This is a genomic window from Enterobacter sp. HG048, from assembly GCF_024702055.1.
Classification (GTDB): Bacteria; Pseudomonadota; Gammaproteobacteria; order Enterobacterales; family Enterobacteriaceae; genus Enterobacter; species Enterobacter dykesii.
Window position 1 is genome coordinate 70,432 of record NZ_JANLIZ010000002.1, and the last position, 26,971, is coordinate 97,402.

The window sequence follows — 26,971 nt, forward strand, 5'->3', positions numbered from 1 at the left end:
AATTACAGCGGAGATCACATATCGTTAACAATAAAGCCCATAAGTTGTGCAAAGGTCACGGTTTGCACGTTTTTGCAGCAATAAAGACCTAAACTTCAGCCCGGAGAGGCGTGAGATATGTGTTAGGATCGTTTCCTTTTTTGCAGGAGTATCAGCGATGACTGAAGGCCCATTGAATGAAAGCGAGATGGCGTGGCTTGAAGAGACGTTAATGTCTTACGGTCATGATGACGCGTCCGTGATTGACGTGTCCGAACTGGACGGCATGCTTACCGCAGTGCTTTCCGGTCCTGTTGTCGTTGAGCCAGATGCCTGGCTGGTGGCGGTGTGGGGTGGCGAGAAGTACATTCCGCGCTGGAAAAACGATCGTGAGATGAACCGTTTTATCGATCTCTGCTTTAAGCACATGAACGATATTGCCGAGCGCCTGAGCGAGTACCCGGATCAGTTTGAACCGATGTTCGGTTATAACGACGTGGACGGTGAGAGCTATACCGTGGTGGAAGAGTGGTGCTATGGCTATATGCGCGGCGTGGCGCTGACGGACTGGTCAGCCTTGCCGGAAGCCCTTAAGGCCGATCTTGACGTGATTGCCCTGCACGGGACGGAAGAGAACAGCGAGAAGCTGGATGAACTGTCCGAAGAGGAGTACATCGCCAGCATCGAAAGCATCCAGCCTGCGGCGCTGCGCCTGTATAACTACTGGGTAAACAACCCGCAGCAGCCGGAAGCGAAGAAGCCGACGGTGAACGGCACGAAGGTCGGGCGTAACGATCCGTGTCCTTGCGGCAGCGGGAAGAAGTTTAAGAGCTGCTGTTTGCACTGATAAAAAAGGGGCTGATGATAGCCCCTTTTTTTAACCCACTTCCGGCAGCATCCCGGCTGCAATCAGTACCTGCACCAGAATAATCACCACCCCGCAGCCAAACACAACGCACAGCAGCGGTTTTCCTCCCGCCACGCGATACCCTTGCTGAGGATGCTGCTGGCGGCTTTTCCACGCCAGCAGGGAAGGGAGCAGCAGGGCAAGGATAGAGAGCGCCACCCCTGCGTAGCCCAGCGCCATCACAAACCCGCGTGGGTAAAACAGCGCAAAAGCGAGCGGCGGCAGGAAGGTGATGGCCCCCGTCTGCAACCGTCCGGCCGCGGTGTTGCGACGCTGGAACAGGTCGGCCAGGTAATCAAACAGACCGAGCGCCACGCCCAGAAACGAGGTTGCCAGCGCCAGGTCGGCAAACAGGTGTACCGCCAGCTCCACGTGCGGGGAGGTAACAACCTCGCGCAGCGCCAGCAAAAAACCGTTCAGGCCTGCGTGTTGCGCCATCAGGCCAAGAAAGGTTGTGGAGTCAATGCTGCCCAGCGTCACCAGCTGCCAGAAAATATAGGCGATCAGCGGAATGGCACTGCCGATAACAAAGACGCGGCGCAGCTTGCGGATATCGCCATTCATATAGCTGACGATGCTCGGTACGCTGCCGTGGAAGCCAAACGAGGTGAAAATGACCGGGATCGCGGAAAGCGCCAGCCCTTTTTCCAGCGGCAGCGTCAGCAGGTTGACCTTATGCACGTGCGGCGCCAGCAGCACCAGCATGATAATCAGGAAGAGAATTTTGGCGCTGAACAGAAAGCGGTTAAACAGATCGACCAGCGATGTCCCCACGCAGACCACGCCGCCGCCGATGAGCGCAAAGAAGATAGCGCCCGTCGCAGGGGTAATTTCAGAGCCAAACCAGTCGTTGACGCTGGAGGCGATGAGCTCTCCGGCACCGCTAATATAGGCGGCGGTCAGGGCGTACATCAGAAACATCATGCTAAAGCCGGTTATCCACTGGCCATAGCGTCCCAGATAGCGCGCCGCCAGCGAACCCAGACCGGTGTCGGCGGGCACGTGCTGGTAAACCTCAAGCAGCAGCAGGGCGGTGTAGCACATTAGTGCCCAAAGCGTGCCCAGCAGCAGCAGGGTCATGCCAAATCCCACGCCCGCGGCCGCCAGGGGCATGGCCAGCATTCCTGCGCCAATTGTCGTTCCGGCGACGATAAAAATACTTCCCAGGGTTCTGTTTTTCACGCTTTCCTCTACAACGCTTCTTAACCGCAACAAAATCTGCGGCGCAGAGTAAGGGAAAAGCCGTAACTCGTCAAATCACCGTTACAAGTGGTGTAATGAAAAGTTTACGTATCGCGCTGCCGGCAATTCTATCACGTGGGGCGACGCTCAGGCGTGACGTAAACAGGGCGTACAGGGAATAAAATGGGTATTTCGATGCGGGGGAGGGAAGGTAAATTAACGCGGTGCCGGAAACCGGCACCGCGTAGAAATTAATTTTGAGTATCTAGCGTGGAAAGTTCTTTATCAATAAAGTAAAGACCTTCGCCGGATTTCCCTACCAGAGATAGTTTATCCAGCACAGATTTAAACAGCTTCTCTTCTTCGTGTTGTTCAGCGACGTACCACTGCAGGAAATTAAAGGTTGGATAATCCTGGCTGGTCATTGCCGCATGAACCAGTTCGTTAATTTTCTGCGTAATCAGCTGCTCGTGCTCATAGGTAGCGCGGAAAAGTTCATCGAGAGAATTATACTCAGCGAAAGGTGATGTCACGGTTTCAATGCGCGGCAGGCTGCCCGTATCCGTCAGATAATCAAACAGACGTTGCATGTGGGTCATCTCTTCCTGAGCGTGACGACGCAGAAACGCGGCCGCACCTTCGAAGCTGTGGTAGCTGCACCAGGCGCTCATCTGCTGGTAGAGGAGGGATGAAAAAAGCTCGAGGTTCATTTGCGCGTTGAGCTTGTCGATCATTTCAGTTTTCAGCATGGTGACGCTCCGGGTTATTATTTCTGGTTCACGATGAGCGACACTATAAGTTGTTATTTAATTATTTGCAAAACGTAAAATTTTTATTTTATTTATTTAAAATACGAATGGGAATAAAACGCATTGGCGATTTTTATAATTTATTAATGAGAATTGTTTTTGTTCGTAATGAAATACACTGCCAGCAAACGCTGGCAGCGTTGATTAATACCAGGGATTATTTGACTTAGGGTTAATGGCGTAACCCATACATTTATACTGGATAGTCACGCTCTCGTTCAGACACAAAGAGCCGCTCGTCAGGGTGCAGGTTTTGATGGGCTGACCATAGGCTGAGGCGGTGGCATACCCCATGCTTTGACACGCTTTTGCCGCCGTGCCGTTATTCACATACTCATCGGAATACGCATTTTGCAGCACTGCCTGGCCGTAATCGAGGCGGACGATGCCGTTCGGCGCGTCGAGGCTGCTGACTTCAGCCTGGCGGTTAATACTGCATCCCGCGAGCAGCAGGAGTGTGCCGGCTACAATGACTCTTTTCATGGTTCGCTCTGAGTGGATGGAAATACGTTATCGTACCCGCAGATGCCCGCTGCAATGCCTGGAATAGCCGGACAATCTGCCCTCACTCTTCGCAACGGGTCAGAGGGGAGTGCTATCAAGCCAATCCCTTATGAAAATGTGATGAGTATCACAAAATGATTGATTTTTGTGATGATGGTCATATTATAAGCACGTTGACAATAAAGTTGTATAACAAGTTAATGGAGCATCATCGTGAAACTGCGCAAAATCCTGAAAAGCATGTGGGCCAATTACTGCCGCACGTTCAAAGACGTGCCGCCAGGCGCCATGTTCTGATAAAAAAACCTGCTTCGGCGGGTTTTTTTGTACCTGCAGGCGATGAAGGGAAGATGTCAGGGGGCGTGTTTGCTACTATGGCGGCCTTTAAATAAGGAGAAAACCCCATGTCACAAAACCTGAGCGCCGATCAGGAACTGGTCTCTGACGTTGTCGCCTGCCAGCTGGTTATCAAACAAATTCTTGATGTTCTGGACGTGATTGCGCCGGTTGAAGTGCGCGAGAAGATGTCTACCCAGCTGAAAAACATCGATTTCGCCAGCCATCCCGCAGCCGCGGACCCGGTTACGCTTCGTGCGATCCAGAAAGCCATCGCGCTGATTGAACTGCGATTCACGCCGCAGGGTGAGTCCCACTGAAGCAGGGAAAGGGGCGACGGGACGTGTCGCCCTTTTATGCGGTCAGAAGAACGTCTGGACCAGCAAGTAGCTCGCCGCGCACGCGCAGCTTACCCCAATCAGCCCTGGCAAAATGAAGCTGTGGTTGATGATAAATTTGCCGATGCGGGTCGTGCCTGACCGGTCAAAGCCGATGCAGGCCAAATCGCTGGGATAGGTCGGCAGGACAAAATAGCCGTAGGACGCCGGGAAAAAGGCGATCAGCATTTTCGGGTCGATGCCGAGCATGAGGCCCATAGGCGCAACGGCCGTCAGCGCCGCCGCCTGACTGTTCACCAGTTTTGACACCAGAAACAGCACAATGGCATACGTCCACGGGTGGCTCTTCACCACGCCTTCCAGCGCCAGCTTTAATTCGTCGAGATGCGCCTGGAAAAAGGTATCGCTCATCCACGCCACGCCAAATACTGAGAAGATCGCGACCATACCAGCCTTGAACACCGCGCCGTTGGAAATAGCCGACGCGTTGACCTTACAGGCCATCAGCATCACGGCGCCTGCAATTAACATCATCATCTGGATGACAAGGTTCATCGACAGCGCCGTCATTTTGCCTTTTAGCTCAAAGGCGGGGCGCAGCTCAGGGAAGGCGCCCAGCAGAACGACCACGGCAATGCCGGCAAAGAAAATCCACGTGGACCAGTAGGCCTGTTTAGGGAAACGCTGATTCATTAGCGTCTCCGTTCCGCCATAGATAAACTCGCGCTGCTTAGGATCTTTCAGCTTTTCCTGAAACTCAATGTCGTCCGCCAAATCTTTCCCACGGCGTAAGCTCCACAGGGCCGCAATGGCTACGCCGAAAAGCGAAGCGGGAACCGACACGGCGAGAATTTCCAGGATCCCCCACGCGTGGCCGATCCCATGCTGGGCCGCCAGGATAGACACCAGCGACACAACGGCAACGGAAACGGGGGATGCCGTAATCGCCATCTGTGATGCCACCGATGCCACGGCCATGGGGCGCTCCGGGCGGATCCCTTTTTTCAGGGCGATATCCGCAATGATGGGGAACATGGTGTAGACCACATGTCCGGTGCCGCACAGAAAGGTCAGCATCCATGTGGTGAAAGGGGCGAGCAGGGTGATGTGCTGCGGGTGTTTGCGCAGTAGACGTTCAGCAAACTGCATCATGACGTTGAGGCCGCCCGCAGTCTGCAGCGTAGCCGCACAGCCAATTACCGCAAGAATGGTCAGCATAACGTCAACCGGCGGTTTACCCGGTTGCAGACCAAAGACAAAACATAAAATAAAAAGACCAATACCGCTGATTAACCCAAGCCCCATACCGCCGAAACGCGTACCCGTCAGCAGGCAGAGGAGAATGACAAAAAACTCAATGGTGATCATGATGCTCCCTCGTCAATGATTATGTAACTAAATAAATCATCACACGTTGTGTGGTTAATCATTGGGAGCCAGATCTGATTTGTTAAATGTCAGCAAAAGCAGATGGTTGGAGATGGGAAAAGGAATCCTGCCTCAGGTGGGAGGAGGGATCCCCACAAAACAATGCCTGCACGGACGACTCCCTCTCCCTTGAGGGAGAGGGCTGGGGTGAGGGGGAACATACGGCTGTGGTGGTCATTCCGTTCACTTCATGTTCCTTGCTACTCTTTAACGACATGACCGGTGAACGTGCCAGGGCGGCTCAATCGCCGCCGCCCTGGCGACCCGGGCTCCCGGCGGTAAATCGCCGCTTCGCGGTGCCCTCAGCTTATTCCTTCAGGCTATCGGGTCGGGCATGAGCCTGCATCCCTGCAGGCCACACCCTCTCGGCGCATCCCTGCGCCTCGCCCCGGCCTTACGGAAACGCTTCGGCGATTTACAGCCGAACCAGGACATCGCTGTCAGTTATTCACTTACCTGAAACAAAATTAATCGCTTCAGGTTAATAAATTCTTGGGAAACCCTCAGCCCGGTTGGAGCAGATTAAAAAACTCAGTGTTGCTGCACCGACACAATGTCGAGCAGATGACGGTCGGTCTGCTCAGGACATAAACCCGCCTGCTGCGCGTGATGGATCTCATCCGCCAGCGTCTTCAGCAGCATGCCATCCTGCTGCTGCTCTTTGTCCATATCGCGTAAGAATCTGAGCGTCGTAATGTCCTGCTGCGCTTTGGCTTCATCGGCCAGTTTGCTGAGCGTGCTGCAGCGTTGCTCGTACTCTTCAAGCGTTTTCTGGAACAGTTCTTCCAGGCAAGAGTAGTTTTCGTTTATCCCATCAAGGGCTTTGACGACAGGATTTGCCCCTGCGGCTTTCAGAAAGTTAAAGACACGCATCATATGCGTGACGTTACTTTGCGCCTGCGAGCGAAAGAAGGTGGCAGATCCCGTGAGACTATTCTCGGCACACCACGCGCTTAAGTGAAGGTGCAGATTCGAGGCGTAGAACTCAAGGTTCATCTGCGCGTTAAGTTTTTGCATCATCGTTTGGGTAGCCATACTCATATCCTTATTGACTGTGGGACGTGATGTCCGTTGCTTAACCTGAGCGCCAGGCAAATACGAAGATAAAAGCAGATATAGACATTCTGCCGTGAGCGAAATCGACCGAAATTCACTTCCTGTGTTCGATATAAATAAGCATACCCTTGTCTATGGTCTAAGAAAACTCTTAATTAGGCTGTGTTTACCATACATTACAAAGTTTAATATAGTACAGAAATAAAATTAGCTAGCCATGAATAGGGGGGTATTTAAGGTGCTAATAATCAATGGGTTTTACCGTGATGGTGCACTGTTACTCTTTCGGGAATATTAAGTTGGAATATTACTCCGTGAAAAACAGAAATACGGTTTAATCGTTTCGAATATATGATGTGTCAATAAAATTGCGCTAAATCAAATTCTGCGGAATAACGTTTTTCAGGTGCATTGTACATTCGTGATGAAAAACATGTTGAACCCGTTTAACGCCAGGTGCCGCTTTGCCCGCTGAGGGGCATCAGGGATATCTTGGCTAATCTTATGGATAATTCTGCTTAACCGCCTTCTATTTGTCTGACAAATCCTGTCTTTTTTATGTCATTTTTCGCTGAATTTATGTACGCAATTACTGTAATTCTGCGGTGTGATGGGGCTCTCTTATGGATGATTAATTTCCCGCTAAAACTATCACCAGCAATAACGCTTATGACGAGGTAAGCGCTAATGCCTTGTTTTAAGTCCGATTAAATAAGAAGCACGCACTTATTCCCTACAGAAAAGAATGCTAAAGCTGGAGTTTACCATGCACAAATTTACTAAAGCGCTGGCGGCCATCGGTCTGGCTGCCGTTATGTCACAATCCGCTATCGCTGAGAATTTAAAACTCGGTTTTTTGGTAAAACAGCCCGAAGAGCCCTGGTTCCAGACTGAGTGGAAATTCGCAGATAAAGCCGGGAAAGATTTAGGTTTTGAAGTCATTAAAATCGCCGTGCCTGACGGCGAAAAAACCCTGAACGCCATCGACAGCCTGGCGGCCAGCGGTGCAAAAGGTTTCGTTATCTGTACCCCGGATCCAAAGCTGGGATCGGCAATCGCGGCGAAAGCGCGCGGTTACGACATGAAGGTCATCGCGGTTGACGATCAGTTCGTTAACGCCAAAGGCAAGCCGATGGACACCGTCCCGCTGGTCATGATGGCGGCGACCAAAATCGGCGAACGCCAGGGCCAGGAGCTCTATAAAGAGATGCAAAAGCGCGGCTGGGATGTCAAAGAGACCGCGGTAATGGCTATCACCGCTGACGAGCTGGACACCGCCCGTCGTCGTACTACCGGTTCAATGGACGCGCTGAAAGCGGCCGGCTTCCCGGAAAAACAGATCTATAAAGTCCCAACCAAATCCAACGATATCCCGGGCGCATTCGACGCCGCGAACTCTATGCTGGTCCAGCATCCGGAGGTCAAACACTGGCTGGTGGTCGGCATGAACGACAACACCGTGCTCGGCGGAGTACGCGCGACGGAAGGCCAGGGCTTCAAAGCGCCTGACGTGATCGGGATTGGCATCAACGGCGTTGACGCCGTCAGCGAGCTGTCTAAAGCGCAGGCTACCGGCTTCTACGGTTCTCTGCTGCCGAGCCCGGACGTTCACGGTTACAAATCCAGTGAGATGCTCTACAACTGGGTAACCAAAGGGGCCGAACCGCCGAAATTTACCGAAGTGACCGACGTGGTGCTGATTACCCGCGACAACTTCAAAGAGGAGCTGGCGAAAAAAGGGCTGGGCGGTAAGTAATACGCTGTGATTGTGCCCCTCGCATCGTGAGGGGCCAGACGTACACACTACAGGAATCACGGAGACGTTATGCGACAGTCTGATCCGTATCTCTCTTTTCGCGGCATCGGGAAAACTTTCCCCGGTGTTAACGCGCTGACCCATATCAGCTTCGACTGCTATGCCGGCCAGGTCCACGCCCTGATGGGGGAAAACGGCGCGGGGAAATCCACGCTGTTGAAGATCCTCAGCGGCAACTACGCGCCTACGACCGGCACGCTGGCCATTCGCGGCGAAGAGGTGGCGTTTGCCGATACCACGGCGGCGCTCAATGCCGGGGTTGCGATCATCTATCAGGAGCTGCACCTCATTCCCGAGATGACCGTGGCGGAAAACATCTATTTAGGTCAGCTTCCGCACAAAGGCGGCGTGGTAAATCGTTCGCTACTTAATTATGAAGCGGGGCTGCAGCTTAAACACCTGGGTCTGGACGTCGATCCCCAGACGCCGCTGAAATATCTTTCCATCGGCCAGTGGCAGATGGTTGAAATTGCCAAGGCGCTGGCGCGTAACGCCAGAATTATCGCCTTCGATGAGCCCACCAGTTCGCTCTCTGCGCGTGAAATTGAAAATCTGTTCCGCGTGATCCGCGAATTGCGTCAAGAAGGCCGTACGATTTTATATGTCTCGCACCGCATGGAAGAGATATTTGCCCTGAGTGACGCCATCACCGTCTTTAAAGATGGGCGCTATGTGCGCACCTTTACTGATATGCAGCAGGTTAACCATGACCAGCTTGTTCAGGCGATGGTCGGGCGCGATCTGGGGGATATTTATCACTGGCAGCCGCGCCAGTACGGCCCTGAACGCCTGCGTCTGGACAGCGTCAAAGCGCCGGGCGTGCGCACGCCGATTTCGTTATCGGTTCGCAGCGGCGAAATTGTCGGGCTGTTTGGTCTGGTGGGGGCGGGGCGCAGTGAATTAATGAAAGGCCTGTTCGGCGGTACCCGCATTACCGAAGGGCAGGTTTCTATTGACGGTGAACGGGTCGATATCCAGAAACCGGCTCACGCGATCAGGGCGGGCATGATGCTCTGCCCGGAAGACCGTAAAGCCGAGGGGATTATTCCGGTGCATTCGGTTCGCGACAACATCAATATTTCCGCTCGCCGCAAGTTTATTCGCGCAGGCTGCCTGATAAACGATGGCTGGGAGTCGAGCAACGCCGACCACCATATTCGCTCGCTTAACATCAAAACGCCGGGTCCGGAACAGCTGATCATGAATCTGTCAGGCGGAAACCAGCAGAAGGCGATTTTAGGCCGCTGGCTGTCGGAAGACATGAAGGTCATTTTGCTGGACGAGCCGACGCGCGGTATCGATGTGGGGGCAAAACACGAAATTTATAACGTGATCTATGAGCTGGCAAAACGCGGCGTGGCGGTGCTCTTCGCCTCCAGCGATCTGCCGGAGGTGCTTGGCGTGGCCGACCGCATTGTGGTGATGCGTGAAGGCGAAATTGCCGGTGAATTACTTCATGAACAGGCGAATGAACAACAGGCGTTGAACCTCGCCATGCCTAAAGTCAGCCAGGCTGTCGCCTGAGTAAGGAGTTAATGATGTCCTCTGTTACTACATCCGGAGCGCCGAAGTCGAAGTCGGCGCTGAGTTTTGGGCGTATCTGGGATCAGTACGGCATGCTGGTGGTCTTTGCCGCGCTGTTCCTCGCCTGCGCGATCTTTGTCCCTAATTTTGCCACCTTTATTAATATGAAAGGGCTGGGGCTGGCCATTTCCATGTCCGGGATGGTGGCCTGCGGGATGCTATTCTGCCTGGCCTCCGGCGATTTTGACCTGTCGGTGGCGTCGGTTATTGCCTGTGCGGGCGTCACGACGGCAGTGGTGATCAACATGACCGAGAGCCTGTGGATTGGCGTTCTGGCTGGTCTGCTACTCGGCGTCATCAGCGGTCTGGTGAACGGTTTTGTTATCGCACGCCTGAAGATTAATGCCCTGATCACCACGCTCGCTACGATGCAAATTGTCCGCGGGCTAGCCTATATCATCTCCGACGGTAAAGCGGTGGGGATTGAAGACGAGCGCTTCTTTACCCTGGGTTACGCCAACTGGCTGGGTCTGCCTGCGCCAATCTGGCTGACCGTGGCCTGCCTGATCCTGTTCGGCTTCCTGCTCAACCGGACCACCTTTGGCCGCAATACGCTGGCGATTGGCGGTAACGAGGAGGCCGCCCGTCTGGCCGGGGTGCCGGTGGTGCGCACCAAGATTATTATCTTCGTGCTCTCAGGGCTGGTTTCTGCCGCCGCGGGGATCATTCTGGCTTCGCGTATGACCAGCGGCCAGCCGATGACCTCTATTGGTTACGAGCTGATCGTCATTTCGGCCTGCGTTTTAGGGGGCGTTTCCCTCAAGGGCGGCATCGGAAAAATCTCATATGTGGTGGCCGGTATACTGATTTTAGGGACGGTGGAGAACGCCATGAACCTGCTGAATATTTCGCCGTTCTCGCAGTACGTCGTGCGTGGCCTGATCCTGCTGGCAGCCGTGATTTTCGACCGTTACAAGCAAAAAGCGAAGCGTACCGTGTAACCCTTTTTCCCGTCTTTTATTGCTCAACTTATAACCATAGCTGACCCCTTAACCGCCCCGCCAGTAAAACTGGCGTGGCGGTTGTCAAATGGCGAGCGACGTCACACTGTCTATACTTACATGGCTATGAAAGAGGTAAAGGCGTTTACCTCTCGTAAACCGTAAGGAGGAAAAGGGTGGCTGACATGTTAACCGCACCGCCTGTACTGCCCGGACACTATGCTTTCTTTTTTGATCTCGACGGCACGCTCGCCGGGATAAAACCGCACCCTGACCAGGTGTCTATTCCGGATGCGGTGTTACAGGATTTGCATCAGCTCTCGCTCATGAACGAGGGAGCACTGGCATTGATATCAGGGCGCTCAATGGCCGAGCTGGATACGCTCGCCAGTCCTTACCACTTTCCGCTGGCCGGTGTACACGGAGCGGAGCGCCGCGACATCCATGATCACACGCATATCGTTTCACTCCCCGACGCACTCACGCAAACGCTGCATAAGCAGCTCTCTGCAGCGCTGGCCGAACTGCCCGGCACCGAGCTGGAAGCCAAAGGCATGGCCTTTGCCCTGCATTATCGTCAGGCGCCGCAGCATGAGGAGGCCGTGCTTGCGCTTGCTCAGAAGGTTGCAGATGCGCATCCACAGCTGGCGTTGCAGCCCGGCAAATGCGTGGTGGAGTTAAAACCGAAAGGGATTAATAAAGGCGCGGCCATCGCCGCGTTTATGGCGTCGCCGCCTTTTAAAGGGCGAACGCCCGTTTTCATTGGGGATGACTTGACCGACGAGGCCGGGTTTCGCGTAGTGAATCAGGCCGGAGGGATCGCCGTCAAGGTGGGGCCTGGTGACACGGTTGCCGAATGGCGACTGGCGGATGTCGCCAGCGTCTGGCAGTGGATATCTGACATCGCTAACCAGCAACAACAACAAATAGCGCAAAGCAAAGGGGGAAACCATTATGGGTCGCTTAGTCGTCGTCTCTAACCGAATCGCACCGCCTGACGATAAAAAAGCCAGTGCAGGTGGCCTGGCGGTAGGGGTGTTAGGTGCCTTAAAAGCCGCTGGCGGGCTGTGGTTTGGCTGGAGTGGAGAAATCAGTGAAGAAGAGAAACCGCTGAAAAAGGTAACGCGCGGAAACATTACGTGGGCTTCATTTGCATTGAAAGAGAAAGACTATGACGAGTATTACTCGCAGTTCTCAAATGCCGTCCTGTGGCCTGCGTTTCACTATCGTCTTGACCTGGTAAAATTCCAGCGTGAATCCTTCGAAGGCTACTCGCGCGTGAATGCGCTGCTGGCGGATAAACTGCTGCCATTAATAGAAGAAGACGATATTTTATGGATCCACGATTATCACCTGTTACCCTTCGCGAGAGAGCTGCGAAAGAGGGGGGTGAATAACCGCATTGGTTTCTTCCTGCATATCCCGTTCCCGACGCCGGAAATTTTTACCGCGCTGCCGCCGCATGAAGAGCTGCTGGAAGCGCTGTGCGATTACGATTTGCTCGGCTTCCAGACCGAAAATGACCGCCTCGCGTTCCTTGATTCCGTGTCAGGTAAAGCGCGTCTGGTGACCAAGGGCGGGAAAACCCATACGGCGTGGGGGAAAACTTTCCACACCGAGGTCTATCCTATAGGGATTGAACCTGACGAAATCGCGGAGCAGGCTTCTGGCCCGCTGCCGCCGAAGCTGGCGCAGCTTAAGAATGAACTCAAGCACGTGAAAAATATCTTCTCGGTAGAACGTCTTGATTATTCCAAAGGGCTGCCGGAACGCTTCCTCGCGTATGAAACGCTGCTGGATAAATACCCGCAGCATCACGGGAAAATTCGCTATACCCAGATCGCGCCGACGTCGCGCGGTGAGGTTCAGGCTTATCAGGATATTCGTCATCAGCTGGAGACAGAAGCAGGGCGCATTAATGGCCGCTACGGCCAGCTGGGCTGGACGCCGCTGTTTTACCTGAATCAGCATTTTGACCGTAAGATCCTGATGAAGGTCTTCCGCTATGCGGACGTTGGGCTGGTCACGCCGTTGCGCGACGGGATGAACCTGGTGGCGAAAGAGTACGTGGCGGCGCAGGATCCTGCCGACCCGGGTGTTCTTGTGCTTTCCCAGTTTGCCGGGGCCGCAAATGAGCTCACGTCGGCGCTCATCGTTAACCCTTACGACAGGGATGACGTGGCGAATGCGCTGAATCGTGCCCTGACAATGCCGCTCACGGAACGTATTTCCCGCCATGCTGACATGATGGAGACGATCCGGAAGAACGATATTAACCACTGGCAGGCGCGTTTTATTCAGGATCTCCGGGATATCGTTCCGCAAAGTCATGAGTGCAATCTGCAAAAAAAGATCGCGACCTTCCCTAAACTCGCATGATTTTCTGCTGGGGGGTTAATGCCCCCCAAGCGGTACTAACAGCACATCAACCTGGCTTGACGCAACAATAGATTTCGCCGCACAGGCTGCGCGCGATAAAAAGCTGTGGTTATGGTTCCCGCAAATCACTAAATCAATATTTTGTCTGCGACACATATCGAGAATATGGGCATTGAGTTCCCCGGTCGCAATAACGGTTTCATAAACGGGATATTGTGCCTTTTCCACTAATTCTCGCAGAAATTGCTGCGTCTCTTCCTGAAGAACCTCACGAATATCCTCCAGCATGGGGGCGGCCAGCTGATTATACATCTCTGGCTCTGCGGCGAGCGTAATGAGGCTGATGCGTGCATTGTGAGGTCTGGCAATGGAAACTGCCCGGGCGACGAGTTGATGGCTTTCGGGGGAAACTGCAACGGAAACAAGAAGATGGGAGTAACTCATGGCGCACTCCTTAGATGTCTCAAAGACAGCGTTTAACCACCTTTACCGCGAAATCTCCGGTTCTGCAAGAGCAGATTACGACATTAGTGTGAAGCTTATCATAATTATTCATTAATTATTCTTATAAGAAGAATAACTGAAAAATGCGCCTAAATGAAAAAAATTAACAACTTAACGTAAATCACACAATTCCACGCTTTGACGGTTAAATCGTTTTGATCCGTTACAAACTCATTTCGAATGATCACGTTATGAAACATCTTTTTTGTACTGCCTGCATAACTATATGTTTTTTCACGGTAAGAAAAATGTTTCCAGGAAAGGGGCCTGATGTAAATGTTTCCGCGCGGCGCTTACCGCAGGAAAAGCACGTTGCATGCCAGTTTGGATCACCCTTCTGCATGAGTATTCGTCAATTAAGAATACAAAACAGTACCGATTGGCTAAATATTGAACAAATTACAAGTCATACTGATGGATTTATGGGTCATATTCACTTAAATTGTGTGACGTGGATCACATTTTTTTTAAATTTGAGGGTGGCTGGATTGTATGTGTCAAAACTGACGAGTAGAGTTTGCGTCGAATTAGGAAAAATCTTAGTTATTTGTAAGAAATGATAAATCATGTAAGAGACGCATTCGCGGTTTCTCTCTTACGGTTTCAGTGAATACAAACCTAAATTCAACTATGCATTTAGCCTTTTCTTTTTTATACCGGGTGATTTCCCGGCGACATCACGGGGTGCGGTCTTTCCGCATAAAAATAATAGTTGGTTATTCGGGATGGGAACAATGCATACATCCGAGTTGCTAAAACATATCTATGACATCAATTTGTCGTATTTACTGCTCGCGCAGCGTTTGATTAGTCAGGACAAGGCGTCCGCGATGTTTCGTCTGGGTATTAACGAAGAAATGGCAACCATGCTGGGCGGTTTAACCCTCCCGCAGATGGTTAAACTGGCTGAAACGAATCAACTGGTTTGCCAGTTCCGTTTCGATGATTCACAGACAATAACGCGTCTGACGCAGGAATCCCGTGTGGACGATCTTCAACAGATCCATACCGGTATTCTTCTTTCCACTCGCTTGCTTAACGAAATCAGCCAGCCTGATGACGTAGCCCGTAAGAAAAGGGCCTAGCAATGAGCGAGAAAAGCATTGTTCAGGAAGCGCGTGACATACAGTTGGCCATGGAGCTGATTACACTGGGTGCTCGTTTACAAATGCTGGAAAGCGAGACTCAACTGAGCCGTGGTCGTCTCATCAAACTGTACAAAGAGTTACGTGGTAGTCCCCCGCCGAAAGGCATGCTGCCGTTTTCTACCGACTGGTTTATGACGTGGGAGCAGAATATTCATGCTTCTATGTTCTGTAATGCCTGGCAGTATCTTCTCAAAACCGGTTTGTGTAGCGGCGTTGACGCCGTGATCAAAGCGTACAAACTTTACCTTGAACAATGCCCACAGCAGGAAGAAGGCCCTCTGCTGGCGCTGACCCGCGCATGGACGCTGGTGCGTTTTGTTGAGAGCGGAATGCTTGAACTGTCGCGCTGCAACTGCTGCGACGGCAATTTTATTACCCATGCTCATCAACCTGCAGGCAGCTTCGCCTGTAGTTTATGTCAGCCTCCATCCCGCGCAGTAAAAAGACGTAAACTTTCCCGGGATGCTGCCGATATTATTCCACAACTGCTGGATGAACAGATCGAACAAGCTGTTTAACCCGAACGTGTGGGAAAAATTCCAGCAGCGGTAAGCAATTACCGCTGCTTTTTTTTACCCCGCAAACGGTAAACGCTGCGAGCTGGACGTCCTTGCCATAGTCACTAGCGGAAGGATGATGTCGTGCTTATCTTATTAGGTTACCTGGTAGTTCTCGGTACAGTTTTCGGCGGTTACATGATGACCGGCGGGCACCTTGGAGCACTCTATCAACCGGCTGAACTTATTATCATCGGCGGCGCAGGGGTAGGGGCTTTTATCGTTGGCAACAACGGTAAATCGATCAAGGGCACGCTGAAAGCGATTCCGTTGCTGTTCCGTCGCTCGAAATACACCAAAAGCATGTATATGGATCTGCTGGCACTGCTCTATCGCCTGATGGCGAAGTCGCGTCAGCAGGGCATGTTCTCCCTTGAACGGGATATTGAAAACCCGAAAGAGAGCGAAATTTTTGCCAGCTATCCGCGCATTCTTGCTGACGCCATGATGCTGGATTTCATCGTCGACTATCTGCGACTGATCATCAGCGGCAACATGAATACCTTCGAAATCGAAGCGCTGATGGATGAAGAGATCGAAACCCACGAAAGCGAATCTGAAGTGCCGGCCAACAGCCTGGCGCTGGTCGGCGACTCGCTTCCGGCATTCGGTATCGTTGCCGCGGTAATGGGCGTGGTTCACGCCCTGGCCTCGGCAGACCGTCCGGCAGCCGAGCTGGGCGCGCTGATTGCCCACGCGATGGTGGGAACTTTTCTCGGTATTTTGCTGGCGTACGGCTTTATCTCTCCGCTGGCGAGCGTTCTGCGCCAGAAGAGCGCGGAAACCACCAAAATGATGCAGTGCGTGAAGATCACGCTGCTCTCTAATCTCAACGGTTACGCGCCACCGATCGCGGTTGAGTTTGGCCGTAAAACGCTTTACTCCAGCGAGCGTCCGTCGTTTATCGAGCTTGAAGAACACGTGCGTGCGGTGAAAAACCCAAACCAACAGACGACAACTGAGGACGCATGAAAAACCAGTCCCATCCGATCGTCATCGTAAAAAAACGCAAGCACAAGGTCGGCGGGCATGGCGCACACGGCTCGTGGAAAATTGCGTACGCCGACTTTATGACCGCAATGATGGCGTTCTTTCTGGTGATGTGGCTGATCTCCATCTCCAGCCCAAAAGAACTGATCCAGATTGCCGAATATTTCCGCACGCCGCTGGCAACGGCGGTAACCGGTGGGCCGCGAATCTCTAACAGCGACAGCCCGATCCCGGGCGGCGGCGATGATTACACCCAGCAGAAGGGTGAGGTGAAAAAAGAGCCGAACATCGACGAGCTGAAAAGAAAGATGGAGCAGGCGCGCCTGAAGAAACTGCGTGGCGATCTCGATCAGCTGATTGAAGCGGATCCGAAACTGCGCGCGCTGCGCCCGCATCTGAAGATCGACCTGGTGCAGGAAGGGCTGCGTATTCAGATTATCGACAGCCAGAACCGACCAATGTTTAAAACCGGAAGTGCGGAAGTTGAACCGTACATGCGCGACATTCTGCGTGCTATTGCTCCGGTGCTGAACGGCATTCCTAACCGAATCAGCCTGTCAGGACACACGGATGATTTCCCGTACGCCAGTGGGGAGAAGGGATACAGCAACTGGGAGCTTTCTGCCGATCGTGCCAACGCCTCGCGTCGCGAGCTGGTGGTAGGTGGGCTTGATGATGGCAAGGTACTGCGCGTAGTCGGCATGGCCGCAACCATGCGCGTTTCCGACCGCGGGCCGGATGATGCCATCAACCGTCGTATCAGTCTTTTAGTGCTGAACCAGCAGGCGGAGCAGGCCATCCTGCATGAAAACGCCGAAAGTCAGAATGAGTCACTGGACGATTTAAAACAGCCTGGGGCCGTTCCTTCGGCTGCCGTTCCAACATCGCCACCAGCCAATCCGAGGTGATAGCGTGAGCATGGATATTAGCGATTTTTACCAGACATTCTTTGATGAAGCCGACGAATTGTTGGCCGATATGGAGCAACACTTGCTCGATTTGGTGCCCGAAGCACCGGACTCCGAGCAGCTCAATGCCATCTTCCGTGCGGCGCACTCTATTAAAGGCGGAGCCGGAACGTTTGGATTTACCATCCTGCAGGAAACGACCCATTTAATGGAAAACCTGCTTGATGAAGCACGACGCGGTGAGATGCAGCTCAATACCGACATTATCAACCTGTTTTTGGAAACCAAAGATATTATGCAGGAACAGCTCGACGCCTATAAAAGTTCGGCAGAGCCTGATGCCGCCAGCTTTGAATACATCTGCAATGCGCTGCGCCAGCTCGCCCTGGAAGCAAAAGGTGAGGTCGCTGCAGCCGTTGTCCCTGCGGCGAAACTGAGCGTTGTCGATGCGGTTGCTTCCGACGAGGCCGCGCCAGCCGCTGCACAAGCGGGCAAACTGCGCGTTGTGCTGTCACGCCTCAAAGAGAATGAAGTTAACCTGCTGGAAGAAGAGCTGGGTAACCTGGCGAAATTAAGCAACGTGGTCAAAGGCAAAGACAGCCTTGCCGCGACGCTTGATGACGGTATTGGCCAGGACGATATCGTGGCGGTACTGTGCTTTGTGATTGAAGCTGACCAGATCGCCTTCGAAACCGAAACGGCTGAGGTTGACGCACCTGCCGCTACGGAAGAGGTGGCCGTTGTCGCTCAGGCCGCCGCACCGGCTGTGGCTCCTGCGGCTCCGGCGCTGAAGGCCGTGCCAAAAGAGGCCGCGGCACCTGCACGTGGTGAAAAACCTGCCGCCCGCTCCAGCGAGTCAACCAGCATCCGCGTTGCCGTTGAGAAGGTCGACCAGCTGATTAACCTGGTTGGAGAACTGGTGATCACCCAGTCGATGCTGGCCCAGCGTTCTAACGAACTGGACCCGGTCACGCACGGCGATCTGATCACCAGCATGGGTCAGCTGCAGCGTAACGCCCGCGACCTGCAGGAATCGGTCATGTCCATTCGTATGATGCCGATGGAATATGTCTTCAGCCGCTTCCCGCGTCTGGTTCGCGACCTTGCAAGCAAGCTGAATAAACAGATTGAACTGACCCTGATGGGCAGCTCAACCGAACTGGATAAGAGCCTGATCGAGCGCATTATCGACCCGTTAACGCACCTGGTGCGTAACAGCCTCGACCACGGTATCGAACTGCCGGAAAACCGCATTGCCGCCGGAAAATCCCCGGTCGGTAACCTGATCCTCTCTGCGGAACACCAGGGCGGGAACATCTGCATCGAAGTGACCGATGACGGCGCGGGGCTTAACCGCGAGCGCATCCTGGCAAAAGCGATTTCGCAGGGGATGGCGGTCAATGACAACATGACCGACGAAGAAGTGGGCATGCTGATCTTCGCGCCGGGCTTCTCTACCGCGGAGCAGGTGACCGACGTGTCCGGACGCGGCGTAGGCATGGACGTGGTGAAACGTAACATCCAGGAGATGGGCGGCCACGTTGAGATCCAGTCTAAACAGGGTTCCGGCACCACCATTCGCATCCTGCTGCCGCTGACGCTGGCGATCCTCGACGGCATGTCAGTCAAAGTGGCGGACGAAGTCTTTATCCTGCCGCTGAACGCCGTGATGGAGTCCCTGCAGCCGCGTGAAGAAGATCTGCATCCGCTGGCGGGCGGCGAACGCGTGCTCGAAGTGCGCGGTGAGTACCTGCCGCTGGTGGAACTGTGGAAAGTGTTCGAAGTGGACGGGGCGAAGACAGAGGCCACGCAGGGCATCGTTGTGATCCTGCAAAGCGCGGGCCGCCGCTACGCGCTGCTGGTCGATCAGCTGATTGGCCAGCACCAGGTGGTAGTGAAGAACCTCGAAAGCAACTACCGCAAAGTGCCGGGTATTTCTGCCGCCACCATTCTGGGTGATGGTAGCGTGGCGCTGATCGTCGATGTGTCGGCGCTTCAGGGATTAAATCGTGAACAACGTGTGGCGTACACAGCCGCCTGATTAAGTAGAAGGTAATAACATGACCGGTATGAGTAATGTAACGAAACTGGCGGGCGAGCCATCAGGGCAGGAATTCCTGGTATTCACTTTAGGCGATGAGGAGTACGGCATCGATATCCTGAAAGTGCAGGAAATTCGTGGTTACGACCAGGTTACCCGCATCGCTAACACGCCTGCATTTATTAAAGGTGTCACCAACCTGCGTGGCGTCATTGTGCCAATCGTGGACCTGCGCGTGAAGTTCAGCCAGGGCGACGTTGACTACGACGACAATACCGTGGTGATCGTTCTGAATCTGGGGCAGCGCGTGGTAGGTATCGTGGTGGATGGCGTATCTGATGTGCTTTCCCTGACCTCTGACCAAATTCGTCCTGCACCGGAGTTTGCGGTCACGCTGTCGACCGAATACCTGACCGGACTGGGCGCGCTCGGCGAGCGTATGCTGATTCTGGTGAACATTGAGAAGCTGCTGAACAGCGATGAGATGGCGCTGCTGGATATCGCCGCGAGTCACGTAGCGTAGGTAAATGCAAAACGGCAACCCAGGTTGCCGTTTTTTGTGTTTGCTCCCTCTCCCTGTGGGAGAGGGCAGGGGTGAGGGCATCAGGCCTCACCCTTTTTTTCACCTTACGCTTCCTGCTTTACCAGCTCAGCTTCTGCTTCTGCTTCCCGCGCGCCTTCATTCTGCGACAGCATCGCGGTTGCGATCCCATTCCCCAGCACGTTAATTGCGGAACGGCCCATATCCAGGAAGTGGTCGATCCCCATCAGCAGCAGAATCCCCGCCACCGGAATATTAAAGCTCGGAATGGTTGCTGCCAGCACCACCAGTGAAGAACGCGGTACGCCCGCAATCCCTTTCGACGCCAGCATCAGAGTCAGCATCAGCACCGTCACCTCCGAGAAGCTCAGATGAATGTTGTACGCCTGCGCGATAAACATTGAGGCGAATGAGCAGTACACCATCGAACCCACTAGGTTGAAGGAGTAGCCAATCGGCAGAACGAAAGAGGCGATGTTGCGCGAGCAGCCAAAACGCTCCAGCTGCTCCAGCGTTTTCGGGTAGGCGGCTTCAGAGCTGCTGGTGGTAAACGCCACCAGAACCGGATCTTTCAGCATGCTCACCAGGCGAAACACCTCTTTTTTCAGCACCATGTAACCCACGGCCAGCAGCACCATGCAGGTGAGAAGAATGGCAACATAGTAGCCGCCAATAAAGGAGGCGTAGTTCAGCAGAATGCCCAGACCCTGCGTGGCAATAACGGATGAAATCGCCGCGAAAATGGCCAGCGGCGCAACGTACATCACGTAACCTGTGACCTTCAGCATAATGTGGGAAACCACATCCAGCGCGGCCACCAGCGGCGCGTTGAATTTCTGCCCCAGCGACGCGCCGCCGATGCCGAAGAACATTGAGAACACCACAATCTGCAGGATCTCATTGTTCGACATCGCCCCCGCGATACTGGTCGGAATGGTGTGCGACAGGAACGCTTTCAGCGTCATGCCGCCCACGGCCAGGCCGGTATCCACAGCTTCTGTCGGAACCGTCAGGTTCAGACCGCTTCCCGGATGCTCCAGCGTGACGATGAACAGGCCAACCAGAATAGAGAGCACGGATGAGCTGATAAACCACACCATCGCTTTGCCGCCAACGCGGCCAATGGTGGAGGTTTCGCCCAGCTTCATAATGCCGACGGTGAGCGTGCTGAAGACCAACGGTGCAATGACCATTTTGATCAGGCGGAGGAAAATATCGGTCAGAAGGGTAATATTATCCGACCAGGCTTTGATGGCATCCGCAGATGCATACTCATGAATTGCTGCCCCTGAAAGAATACCCGCCAGCATGAATATCACGATGAAGAGTGTGAGTTTGTTTGCACTTGCCACGAAAAAAGACCCTCTATGCGCTTCAGATGTAGCCCGCATCAATACATATAAATTTTTTATTACGATGCGGGAAATTATTCGGCACATAAATTGACGCAAAGTGTAGGGGGATACAACTCCTTTTTAAGTTTTATTAATTTTGTTGTTAATACGCTGACGATATATTGTGATCGTCGTCACACTTTAATGGATATATTCTCCCCTGATATAAAAAAAACGCTGCCTGAATTTATTTAACTTACTGTTATTTATAATAAAATTTAGTCAATAAGACATATGCCTTATGCGTTAAGGGGCAGGTGGTCGAAGCGATATCCGTAAACTAAATTCTCAGTAACCCCCTCAGAGGAACGTTAAGCGGGGCTAACATCTTGAACGACAAAAATAAAATGTGGCAAGGGAACGGAGACGTCTTCTGGAGGGTGGTAAATGAAAAGAAAACTCCTTTTGATCGGCGCAGGCACCTTACTGACTGCGACAATGGCCCATCAGGCGCTGGCCGTCACCAGCAGCGGCACTATAGGCGCGACGCTGACGCTGACAAACGGGTGTCTGATAAACGGATCGCCCGCGCAAAGTGGCATCAACTTCGGTACGCTCGATTTCGGTACCCATCCGGCTACCTTCTCCACGCTTACGACGCAGCTGAGCGGCGCCAGCGGCGGAAACACCTTCACCATTCAATGCACGACCGCCAGCTATACGGTCGCGATCACCGGTAATACCCACTCCACCGCGCCCGGCTCCGTTGTCGGTTCGCCGGGCACGCCTGAACGCTATCTGGTGAATACGGCCAACGCGGCACAGGGCGTGGCTTACAGCCTGTACAGCGACAGCGGGTTTAACACCGTGATTGCCAATAACGCCGCGCTGCCGATCGCCTCTACGGCCGGAGGGGTGGACAGTTACACCCTCTACGGACGGATTACCGGCGGCGGTAACAGCGTGACGGTCGTTCCGGGAACCTACACCGACACGATTAACGTCAGCGTCACCTACTAGTCCCGAACCGCCATGAAGGCATCTCTCACAGGTCTGCGCAAACGCGCAGAGGGACGCGTGCAGCCTTTTTTCGCGCTGATCGTCGGATTGCTCATGATGCCCACGGCGGATGCGGTGACATCCCAGTCGTTTAAGGTCAGCGCGACGATTGTACCGGGATGCGCGGTGGCCACCGGTAGCGGAGGGCTTCTCGGTACGCTGGACTTTGGCAGCCATAACGGCGTCGAGAGCGCGCCGGTGAGCACCAGCTTTGTGCCAAACGGGGCGTTGTCCATCGCCTGTACGCCAGGCGTGGCGCTGAGCATGAGCATTAATGGCGGTCAAAATTATTCATCCGTTCGCCGCATGAAGCGCGCTAACGGCGCCGACGTGGTGCCATACCGGCTCTACAGCAGCAGCTCGCTGGCCGCGAACAGCGAAATTGGCGTCAACCAGGCGATAGCGGTGACCTATACCAACAGCAATAACATCGCGCTGCCGCTTTTTGGCGTGGCGCTACTGACCGGGTTTAGCCCGGCGGGAACCTATTCCGATCAGCTCACCGTGACCTTGTCATGGTAATAAAGGGAGAGTGTTGATGAAGCCATTTTTCAGACCGGTTTGTCTGGCGGGCGCGTTGGGAATGGCCGGTGCTGGCCAGGCGCAGGCGGCGGCCACCATCCTGCTCTGGCCGATCGATCCCTGGCTTGCTGCAGACGCCAACGCCACGGAACTGTGGATCCAGAACCAGGGAAACAGCGCCACGACGATGCAGGTTCGCATCGTGCGCTGGAAGCAGGAGGACGGACACGAGCGCTATACCGCGCAGCAGGACGTGGTCGCCAGCCCGCCCATCGTCACGATTGGCACAGGCAGCAAGCAGCTTATTCGCCTTATCAAACAGGCTTCGGTTCCCGCAGGGGTCGAACAGGCCTATCGCATTATCGTCGATGAAATCCCCCAGCCAGATGCCAAAGCCGAACCCGCCATCGGCCTGAAATTGCAGATGCGTTACTCCATCCCTCTGTTCGTATATGGGCAGGGGATCCCGACCATCAAAGAGGGCGCGCATCACGCGCTGGCGGAGACCCAAAACCTGAGCTGGCGGGTGACGCAGGCGGAGGGTAAGCCTGCGCTGGAGGTTAAAAATCGGGGGGATGTCCACGTCAGGCTGAGCCAGGTGGCGCTGGAGCAGGGAGGTCAGAAACGTACGGTGGCGGAAGGATTGCTGGGTTACGTCCTGCCGGGCAGCACCCGCAGCTGGCCTATACCCGCTGGCGTTCGTCAGCCAGAGCGGATGAGCGCGCAGATTAATGCCAGGGACGAACAATGGCAGTCGACGCCCGTCAACTGAAGCCGGCGATGATGTTACTGCTATTCGTCAGTTCCGCGACTCTGGCCGGGCCCGGCGACGACAGTTTACCGCCGCCTCCCCAGGCGCAGGCGATAAATGATGAAGCGGTTTTCCAGCTGGCCATCGTGGTCAATCACTATGATACCGGACTGGTCGTGCCCGTGACGCAGCGTAAAGGCGCTTTCTTTATCTCAAGCGCCGATTTGCTGCGCGCGGGGCTGCCCCCGGCGCATGTTCCCACCGGAGAGGTAAATCTCTCCTCGCTTGCTCAGGTTCGGGTGGAGTACGACAGCGCCGCGCAGCGCCTGCTGCTGACCGTTCCCCGCGACTGGGTGACGGCCCGCGTGACGCCTTTCAGCGCGCAAGCGGCGCAGGCCAAACCGCACTACGGGCGCGGCGCACTGCTGAATTACGATCTCTACACCAACCACACGGAACATATCGGCGGTCAGGCGTCGATCTGGCATGAGTTCCGCTACTTCAACGAAAACGGCTCGTTTTCCTCGACCGGTTACGCGCGGGAAAATTTCACCGGTAACGACGGACAGCAGGAAGGGTATGTCCGCTATGACACGACCCTGCTGTTCACCAACGAAGATGACGCGATGAGCTGGAGCGCCGGGGATGTCATCAGCGATGCGCTGAGCTGGAGCTCCAGCGTGCGGATGGGAGGGATAAGCATCGGGCGGGATTTCTCCCTGCGTCCTGACCTGGTGACATGGCCGCTGCCCGAGTTCGCGGGGGAAGCCGCGGTACCCACCTCGGTCGATCTCTTTATCAACGGCTATCGCTCCGGTTCGACCCAGCTTCAGCCGGGCCCCTTCACCCTGACTAATCTGCCCTATATCAACGGCGCCGGGGATGCGGTACTGGTCACAACGGATGCGCTGGGGCGCCAGGTGAGCACCACGCTCCCGTTTTACGTCACCAGCGACCTGCTTAAACAAGGGCTGAGCGACGGCGCCGTGACGCTCGGCAGCCTGCGGCGTAATTACGGTATCAAGAATTTTGACTACGGCTCGGCGGCAGGCAGCGGCTCGTATCGCTACGGGGTGACGGACTGGCTTACGCTGGAGGGCCACGCGGAAGCGGCGCAGGAGCTGGCGCTGGGCGGCGCGGGGACGGTGATAAAACTCGGCCAGTTTGGCGTGGTGAATACCTCTTACTCGCAGAGCCGCATGCGCGGTGATGCGGGCGGGCAAATCAACTGGGGTTACCAGTACAGTACCAGCGAGTTTAGCGTCGCCACCCAGCACACCCGTCGCGATCGCGGCTTTGGCAATCTGGCCCTCTACGACCAGCCGACGGTGTATGACGAAAACGATAAGCCCATCGCCAGCTTTAGTCGTAACACGGACCAGTATTCGCTGACCTTCAATCTGGGACGGTACGGCAACATCGGTGCGGCCTGGATCGGCGTGGAGAGTTTTGACAGCCAAAAAACCGAGCTGCTCAATCTCTCCTGGAGCCGCAACCTGTGGGGGGCGAGCAGCATTTACCTGGCCGGCAGCCGGGATCGGCAGCGGGGAGACTGGACGGTCGCGCTGTCGCTGCAGGTGCCGCTGGGGGCGCGCGACAGCGCTGCCGTCACCGTTGAAAACACCCCGGATGCCGGCAGTACCCAGCGCATTAACTACAACCACTCCATGCCTTCTGACGGTGGGTTCAGCTGGAACATGGCCTGGGCCAACCAGTCAAGATCCAGTGATTATCAACAGGGTACGCTGGGGTGGCGCAATAACAATATCGAGCTGCAGGGTGGCGGCTATGGCGAAAGGGATACCATGACCTGGTGGGGCGAGGCGATGGGCGCCATTGTGCTTATGGACGGCGAGCTGTTTGCGGCGAATAAGATTAACGATGCGTTTGTGGTCATCAGCACCGACGGCCACCCGGACGTGCCCGTCAGCTATGAGAACCAGCCCGTCGGTAAAACCAATAGTAACGGCTACCTGCTGGTGAGCGGGGTGTCGGCGTATTACCCGGCCAGCTACCGGATTGATACCCTGAATCTGCCGGCGGATACCCGTCTGAAAGAGACCGAGCGCCGGATCGCAATCCGCCGTCACAGCGGCTATCTGGTCGATTTCCCGATGGAGCAGGAGCGGGTGGCAAGCGTCATTCTGCATGATACGAACGGGAAGGCGTTGCCGGTGGGAAGCCAGGTTCGACGCGCCTCGCGCAGCAATGCGGTGGTGGGGTATGACGGCATCGCCTGGCTGGAAAATCTCAGCGACGTGAACCCGCTGGAGGTGATCGCACCTGACGGGAGGCGCTGCAAGACTACCCTGACCGTGGGGGCCAATCCGGAGCACAAGCTGAAAACCTACGGGCCGCTGGTTTGTCGGGAGGAGCCATGACGCGCCTGCTGCTGTTGATCCTGCTGCTGTTCTCCGGCGGCGGCTGGGCGGCGTGTACCGTCAGCACGGTTAATGCGTCGTTTGGCAGCGTCACCTCGTTCGCGCTCGGCGGAAGCGGGGAAGTTCAAACCACCGGCACGCTGGTGGTGGCCTGCGATGCCGTACTGAATCTGCTGACCAGCGACTCGGTAACGCTGACCTACACCGCGGCATCGGTTTCGGGCAGCAGCCGGGCCACGATGAAACGCACGGATAACGCGGCCATCACCGACGTGATCCCCACCCGGCTGTGCGGGTTATCGGGATGCGCGAGCAGCAGCGAGGTACAGATAAGTAAATCGTATACCTGGAGCGGGAATACCCTGCTGGGGTTGCTGGGGTCAAAGCAGTACAACATTCCGCTCTATTTCCGCACCGTCGCCGGGCAAAACGTGACTGCCGGGCCATATCAGGTGCAGTTAACCTTCAGCATTAACTACAGCGTGTGCTCCGTGGGCGCGCTCGGCCTTTGCTCAATCAATCAGACGGGAACCGCGACAACCAGCATCCTGCTGGATATGACCGTCACCAACGACTGCAGCGCCATGACCACGCCAGATGTGAGCTTCAACAGCGCGCCGCTGGTACAAAGTTTCCCCACCGTCTCGCAGGCGATTGCCGTCACCTGTACCAAAGGAAGTTCGTATACCATCGGCATTAATAACGGTGCCAACGCGCTGAACAACGTGCGACGGATGGTGAGCGGCAGCAATACCATGAGCTACGACATCTATAAGGAAGCCACCGGTAACCGCTGGGGCGGCAGCGGCAGCGAGCGCTGGTCCAGCGCGGTATCGTCCCTGGTCAGCACTGACGGTCTACTGCGCACCTACAACTACACCGCGAAGGTCCTGACCAATCAGGCCACGCCGCCCGCCGGAACCTACACCGACACGCTGATTGTCGACGTGGCGTTTTAACCCCGCGCTTTTCCCTT

26 protein-coding genes are annotated in these 26,971 nt (G+C 54.8%); 19 read left to right on the plus strand and 7 right to left on the minus strand.

Annotation, left to right across the window (positions count from 1 at the left end; all coding sequences use genetic code 11):
• The first annotated feature begins 157 nt into the window (after positions 1-157).
• Positions 158-826 carry a YecA family protein gene (locus tag NUX24_RS03675; RefSeq protein ID WP_047652366.1) on the plus strand — a complete coding sequence of 223 codons (669 nt, stop codon included), beginning with the start codon at positions 158-160 and terminating at the stop codon, positions 824-826.
• Between the two features lie 30 nt (positions 827-856).
• Here the strand turns inward: NUX24_RS03675 and tyrP are convergent, their stop codons facing one another.
• From tyrP to NUX24_RS03690, 3 genes are all read right to left on the minus strand, one after another.
• Complete coding sequence (tyrP, locus tag NUX24_RS03680) at positions 857-2,068, minus strand: tyrosine transporter TyrP (protein WP_257830035.1); 1,212 nt, start codon at positions 2,066-2,068, stop codon at positions 857-859.
• Between the two features lie 251 nt (positions 2,069-2,319).
• Positions 2,320-2,817: a non-heme ferritin gene (gene ftnA / locus NUX24_RS03685; RefSeq protein WP_023336146.1), complete on the minus strand. Its 498-nt coding sequence runs from the start codon at positions 2,815-2,817 to the stop codon at positions 2,320-2,322.
• A 204-nt stretch (positions 2,818-3,021) separates the two neighbouring features.
• On the minus strand, positions 3,022-3,360 hold the full coding sequence (locus tag NUX24_RS03690; RefSeq protein WP_257830036.1) for a YecR-like lipofamily protein: 339 nt from the start codon (positions 3,358-3,360) through the stop codon (positions 3,022-3,024).
• Positions 3,361-3,594: 234 nt separating this feature from the next.
• Here NUX24_RS03690 and azuC point away from each other — a divergent pair, with 234 nt between their 5' ends.
• Both azuC and NUX24_RS03700 read left to right on the plus strand, forming a co-directional pair.
• Positions 3,595-3,678 carry a stress response protein AzuC gene (gene azuC, locus NUX24_RS03695; RefSeq protein ID WP_014884364.1) on the plus strand — a complete coding sequence of 28 codons (84 nt, stop codon included), beginning with the start codon at positions 3,595-3,597 and terminating at the stop codon, positions 3,676-3,678.
• Positions 3,679-3,785: 107 nt separating this feature from the next.
• Entirely contained in the window at positions 3,786-4,037 is a 252-nt protein-coding gene (locus tag NUX24_RS03700) for a DUF2766 family protein (protein ID WP_008500405.1), read from the plus strand.
• A 42-nt stretch (positions 4,038-4,079) separates the two neighbouring features.
• Here the strand turns inward: NUX24_RS03700 and NUX24_RS03705 are convergent, their stop codons facing one another.
• Positions 4,080-5,423: an anaerobic C4-dicarboxylate transporter gene (locus tag NUX24_RS03705; protein WP_257830037.1), complete on the minus strand. Its 1,344-nt coding sequence runs from the start codon at positions 5,421-5,423 to the stop codon at positions 4,080-4,082.
• 591 nt (positions 5,424-6,014) lie between these two features.
• Positions 6,015-6,518: a non-heme ferritin-like protein gene (locus tag NUX24_RS03710; RefSeq protein ID WP_047652355.1), complete on the minus strand. Its 504-nt coding sequence runs from the start codon at positions 6,516-6,518 to the stop codon at positions 6,015-6,017.
• Between the two features lie 787 nt (positions 6,519-7,305).
• On the opposite strand from NUX24_RS03710, the gene araF reads away from it, so the two are divergent.
• The 5 genes from araF (at position 7,306) to otsA (ending at position 13,259) form a co-directional block, all read left to right on the plus strand.
• Positions 7,306-8,295 carry an arabinose ABC transporter substrate-binding protein AraF gene (araF, locus tag NUX24_RS03715; protein WP_003859687.1) on the plus strand — a complete coding sequence of 330 codons (990 nt, stop codon included), beginning with the start codon at positions 7,306-7,308 and terminating at the stop codon, positions 8,293-8,295.
• 69 nt (positions 8,296-8,364) lie between these two features.
• A complete protein-coding gene (gene araG, locus NUX24_RS03720; RefSeq protein WP_257830038.1) occupies positions 8,365-9,879 on the plus strand; it encodes an L-arabinose ABC transporter ATP-binding protein AraG in 1,515 nt (504 codons plus the stop codon).
• Between the two features lie 14 nt (positions 9,880-9,893).
• Positions 9,894-10,880, plus strand: coding sequence for an L-arabinose ABC transporter permease AraH (gene araH / locus NUX24_RS03725; RefSeq protein WP_023312268.1), 987 nt, complete (start codon positions 9,894-9,896; stop codon positions 10,878-10,880).
• A 176-nt stretch (positions 10,881-11,056) separates the two neighbouring features.
• Positions 11,057-11,860, plus strand: coding sequence for a trehalose-phosphatase (gene otsB / locus NUX24_RS03730; RefSeq protein ID WP_257830039.1), 804 nt, complete (start codon positions 11,057-11,059; stop codon positions 11,858-11,860).
• Positions 11,835-13,259: an alpha,alpha-trehalose-phosphate synthase gene (gene otsA / locus NUX24_RS03735; protein ID WP_126330189.1), complete on the plus strand. Its 1,425-nt coding sequence runs from the start codon at positions 11,835-11,837 to the stop codon at positions 13,257-13,259. Before otsB ends, otsA begins: the two co-directional genes overlap by 26 nt.
• A gap of 15 nt (positions 13,260-13,274) precedes the next feature.
• On the opposite strand, the gene uspC is transcribed toward otsA, so the two are convergent.
• On the minus strand, positions 13,275-13,703 hold the full coding sequence (gene uspC / locus NUX24_RS03740) for a universal stress protein UspC (protein ID WP_033145878.1): 429 nt from the start codon (positions 13,701-13,703) through the stop codon (positions 13,275-13,277).
• Positions 13,704-14,497: 794 nt separating this feature from the next.
• On the opposite strand from uspC, the gene flhD reads away from it, so the two are divergent.
• The 6 genes from flhD to cheW all read left to right on the plus strand — a co-directional run bounded on the left by flhD (position 14,498) and on the right by cheW (position 19,930).
• The gene (gene flhD / locus NUX24_RS03745; protein WP_008500415.1) at positions 14,498-14,848 is read left to right on the plus strand and encodes a flagellar transcriptional regulator FlhD; all 351 of its coding nucleotides are present in this window, start codon (positions 14,498-14,500) and stop codon (positions 14,846-14,848) included.
• 2 nt (positions 14,849-14,850) lie between these two features.
• Positions 14,851-15,429 carry a flagellar transcriptional regulator FlhC gene (gene flhC, locus NUX24_RS03750; RefSeq protein ID WP_013096051.1) on the plus strand — a complete coding sequence of 193 codons (579 nt, stop codon included), beginning with the start codon at positions 14,851-14,853 and terminating at the stop codon, positions 15,427-15,429.
• A 123-nt stretch (positions 15,430-15,552) separates the two neighbouring features.
• Positions 15,553-16,440, plus strand: coding sequence for a flagellar motor stator protein MotA (gene motA, locus NUX24_RS03755; RefSeq protein WP_008500417.1), 888 nt, complete (start codon positions 15,553-15,555; stop codon positions 16,438-16,440).
• Entirely contained in the window at positions 16,437-17,366 is a 930-nt protein-coding gene (gene motB, locus NUX24_RS03760) for a flagellar motor protein MotB (RefSeq protein WP_257830040.1), read from the plus strand. Before motA ends, motB begins: the two co-directional genes overlap by 4 nt.
• Before the next feature lie 4 nt (positions 17,367-17,370).
• A complete protein-coding gene (cheA, locus tag NUX24_RS03765; RefSeq protein ID WP_257830041.1) occupies positions 17,371-19,407 on the plus strand; it encodes a chemotaxis protein CheA in 2,037 nt (678 codons plus the stop codon).
• A 19-nt stretch (positions 19,408-19,426) separates the two neighbouring features.
• Positions 19,427-19,930, plus strand: coding sequence for a chemotaxis protein CheW (cheW, locus tag NUX24_RS03770; RefSeq protein ID WP_023312262.1), 504 nt, complete (start codon positions 19,427-19,429; stop codon positions 19,928-19,930).
• A gap of 104 nt (positions 19,931-20,034) precedes the next feature.
• Here cheW and NUX24_RS03775 read toward each other — a convergent pair whose 3' ends face one another.
• On the minus strand, positions 20,035-21,300 hold the full coding sequence (locus tag NUX24_RS03775) for a dicarboxylate/amino acid:cation symporter (RefSeq protein WP_033145875.1): 1,266 nt from the start codon (positions 21,298-21,300) through the stop codon (positions 20,035-20,037).
• Positions 21,301-21,729: 429 nt separating this feature from the next.
• On the opposite strand from NUX24_RS03775, the gene NUX24_RS03780 reads away from it, so the two are divergent.
• Genes NUX24_RS03780 through NUX24_RS03800 form a run of 5 tightly spaced genes read left to right on the plus strand, consistent with a single transcriptional unit; the run spans position 21,730 to position 26,954 of the window.
• On the plus strand, positions 21,730-22,302 hold the full coding sequence (locus NUX24_RS03780; protein ID WP_045404424.1) for a spore coat protein U domain-containing protein: 573 nt from the start codon (positions 21,730-21,732) through the stop codon (positions 22,300-22,302).
• A 12-nt stretch (positions 22,303-22,314) separates the two neighbouring features.
• Positions 22,315-22,863 carry a spore coat U domain-containing protein gene (locus NUX24_RS03785; protein ID WP_058841407.1) on the plus strand — a complete coding sequence of 183 codons (549 nt, stop codon included), beginning with the start codon at positions 22,315-22,317 and terminating at the stop codon, positions 22,861-22,863.
• 16 nt (positions 22,864-22,879) lie between these two features.
• On the plus strand, positions 22,880-23,635 hold the full coding sequence (locus NUX24_RS03790; protein WP_214576499.1) for a molecular chaperone: 756 nt from the start codon (positions 22,880-22,882) through the stop codon (positions 23,633-23,635).
• Positions 23,611-25,995 carry a fimbria/pilus outer membrane usher protein gene (locus NUX24_RS03795; RefSeq protein ID WP_257830042.1) on the plus strand — a complete coding sequence of 795 codons (2,385 nt, stop codon included), beginning with the start codon at positions 23,611-23,613 and terminating at the stop codon, positions 25,993-25,995. Before NUX24_RS03790 ends, NUX24_RS03795 begins: the two co-directional genes overlap by 25 nt.
• Positions 25,992-26,954 carry a spore coat U domain-containing protein gene (locus tag NUX24_RS03800; protein ID WP_257830043.1) on the plus strand — a complete coding sequence of 321 codons (963 nt, stop codon included), beginning with the start codon at positions 25,992-25,994 and terminating at the stop codon, positions 26,952-26,954. Before NUX24_RS03795 ends, NUX24_RS03800 begins: the two co-directional genes overlap by 4 nt.
• Positions 26,955-26,971 lie beyond the last annotated feature (17 nt).

What these genes read in the sequence shown, in the direction of transcription:
- NUX24_RS03690 (WP_257830036.1), bottom strand. Translation starts at nt 3,360, where the DNA reads ATGAAAAGAGTCATTGTAGCCGGCACACTCCTGCTGCTCGCGGGATGC.
- NUX24_RS03700 (WP_008500405.1), top strand. Translation starts at nt 3,786, where the DNA reads ATGTCACAAAACCTGAGCGCCGATCAGGAACTGGTCTCTGACGTTGTC.
- NUX24_RS03790 (WP_214576499.1), top strand. Translation starts at nt 22,880, where the DNA reads ATGAAGCCATTTTTCAGACCGGTTTGTCTGGCGGGCGCGTTGGGAATG.
- flhD (WP_008500415.1), top strand. Translation starts at nt 14,498, where the DNA reads ATGCATACATCCGAGTTGCTAAAACATATCTATGACATCAATTTGTCG.
- NUX24_RS03800 (WP_257830043.1), top strand. Translation starts at nt 25,992, where the DNA reads ATGACGCGCCTGCTGCTGTTGATCCTGCTGCTGTTCTCCGGCGGCGGC.
- uspC (WP_033145878.1), bottom strand. Translation starts at nt 13,703, where the DNA reads ATGAGTTACTCCCATCTTCTTGTTTCCGTTGCAGTTTCCCCCGAAAGC.
- NUX24_RS03795 (WP_257830042.1), top strand. Translation starts at nt 23,611, where the DNA reads ATGGCAGTCGACGCCCGTCAACTGAAGCCGGCGATGATGTTACTGCTA.
- NUX24_RS03780 (WP_045404424.1), top strand. Translation starts at nt 21,730, where the DNA reads ATGAAAAGAAAACTCCTTTTGATCGGCGCAGGCACCTTACTGACTGCG.
- cheW (WP_023312262.1), top strand. Translation starts at nt 19,427, where the DNA reads ATGACCGGTATGAGTAATGTAACGAAACTGGCGGGCGAGCCATCAGGG.
- ftnA (WP_023336146.1), bottom strand. Translation starts at nt 2,817, where the DNA reads ATGCTGAAAACTGAAATGATCGACAAGCTCAACGCGCAAATGAACCTC.
- NUX24_RS03710 (WP_047652355.1), bottom strand. Translation starts at nt 6,518, where the DNA reads ATGGCTACCCAAACGATGATGCAAAAACTTAACGCGCAGATGAACCTT.
- otsA (WP_126330189.1), top strand. Translation starts at nt 11,835, where the DNA reads ATGGGTCGCTTAGTCGTCGTCTCTAACCGAATCGCACCGCCTGACGAT.
- flhC (WP_013096051.1), top strand. Translation starts at nt 14,851, where the DNA reads ATGAGCGAGAAAAGCATTGTTCAGGAAGCGCGTGACATACAGTTGGCC.
- araG (WP_257830038.1), top strand. Translation starts at nt 8,365, where the DNA reads ATGCGACAGTCTGATCCGTATCTCTCTTTTCGCGGCATCGGGAAAACT.
- NUX24_RS03675 (WP_047652366.1), top strand. Translation starts at nt 158, where the DNA reads ATGACTGAAGGCCCATTGAATGAAAGCGAGATGGCGTGGCTTGAAGAG.
- araF (WP_003859687.1), top strand. Translation starts at nt 7,306, where the DNA reads ATGCACAAATTTACTAAAGCGCTGGCGGCCATCGGTCTGGCTGCCGTT.
- NUX24_RS03705 (WP_257830037.1), bottom strand. Translation starts at nt 5,423, where the DNA reads ATGATCACCATTGAGTTTTTTGTCATTCTCCTCTGCCTGCTGACGGGT.
- NUX24_RS03785 (WP_058841407.1), top strand. Translation starts at nt 22,315, where the DNA reads ATGAAGGCATCTCTCACAGGTCTGCGCAAACGCGCAGAGGGACGCGTG.
- motB (WP_257830040.1), top strand. Translation starts at nt 16,437, where the DNA reads ATGAAAAACCAGTCCCATCCGATCGTCATCGTAAAAAAACGCAAGCAC.
- araH (WP_023312268.1), top strand. Translation starts at nt 9,894, where the DNA reads ATGTCCTCTGTTACTACATCCGGAGCGCCGAAGTCGAAGTCGGCGCTG.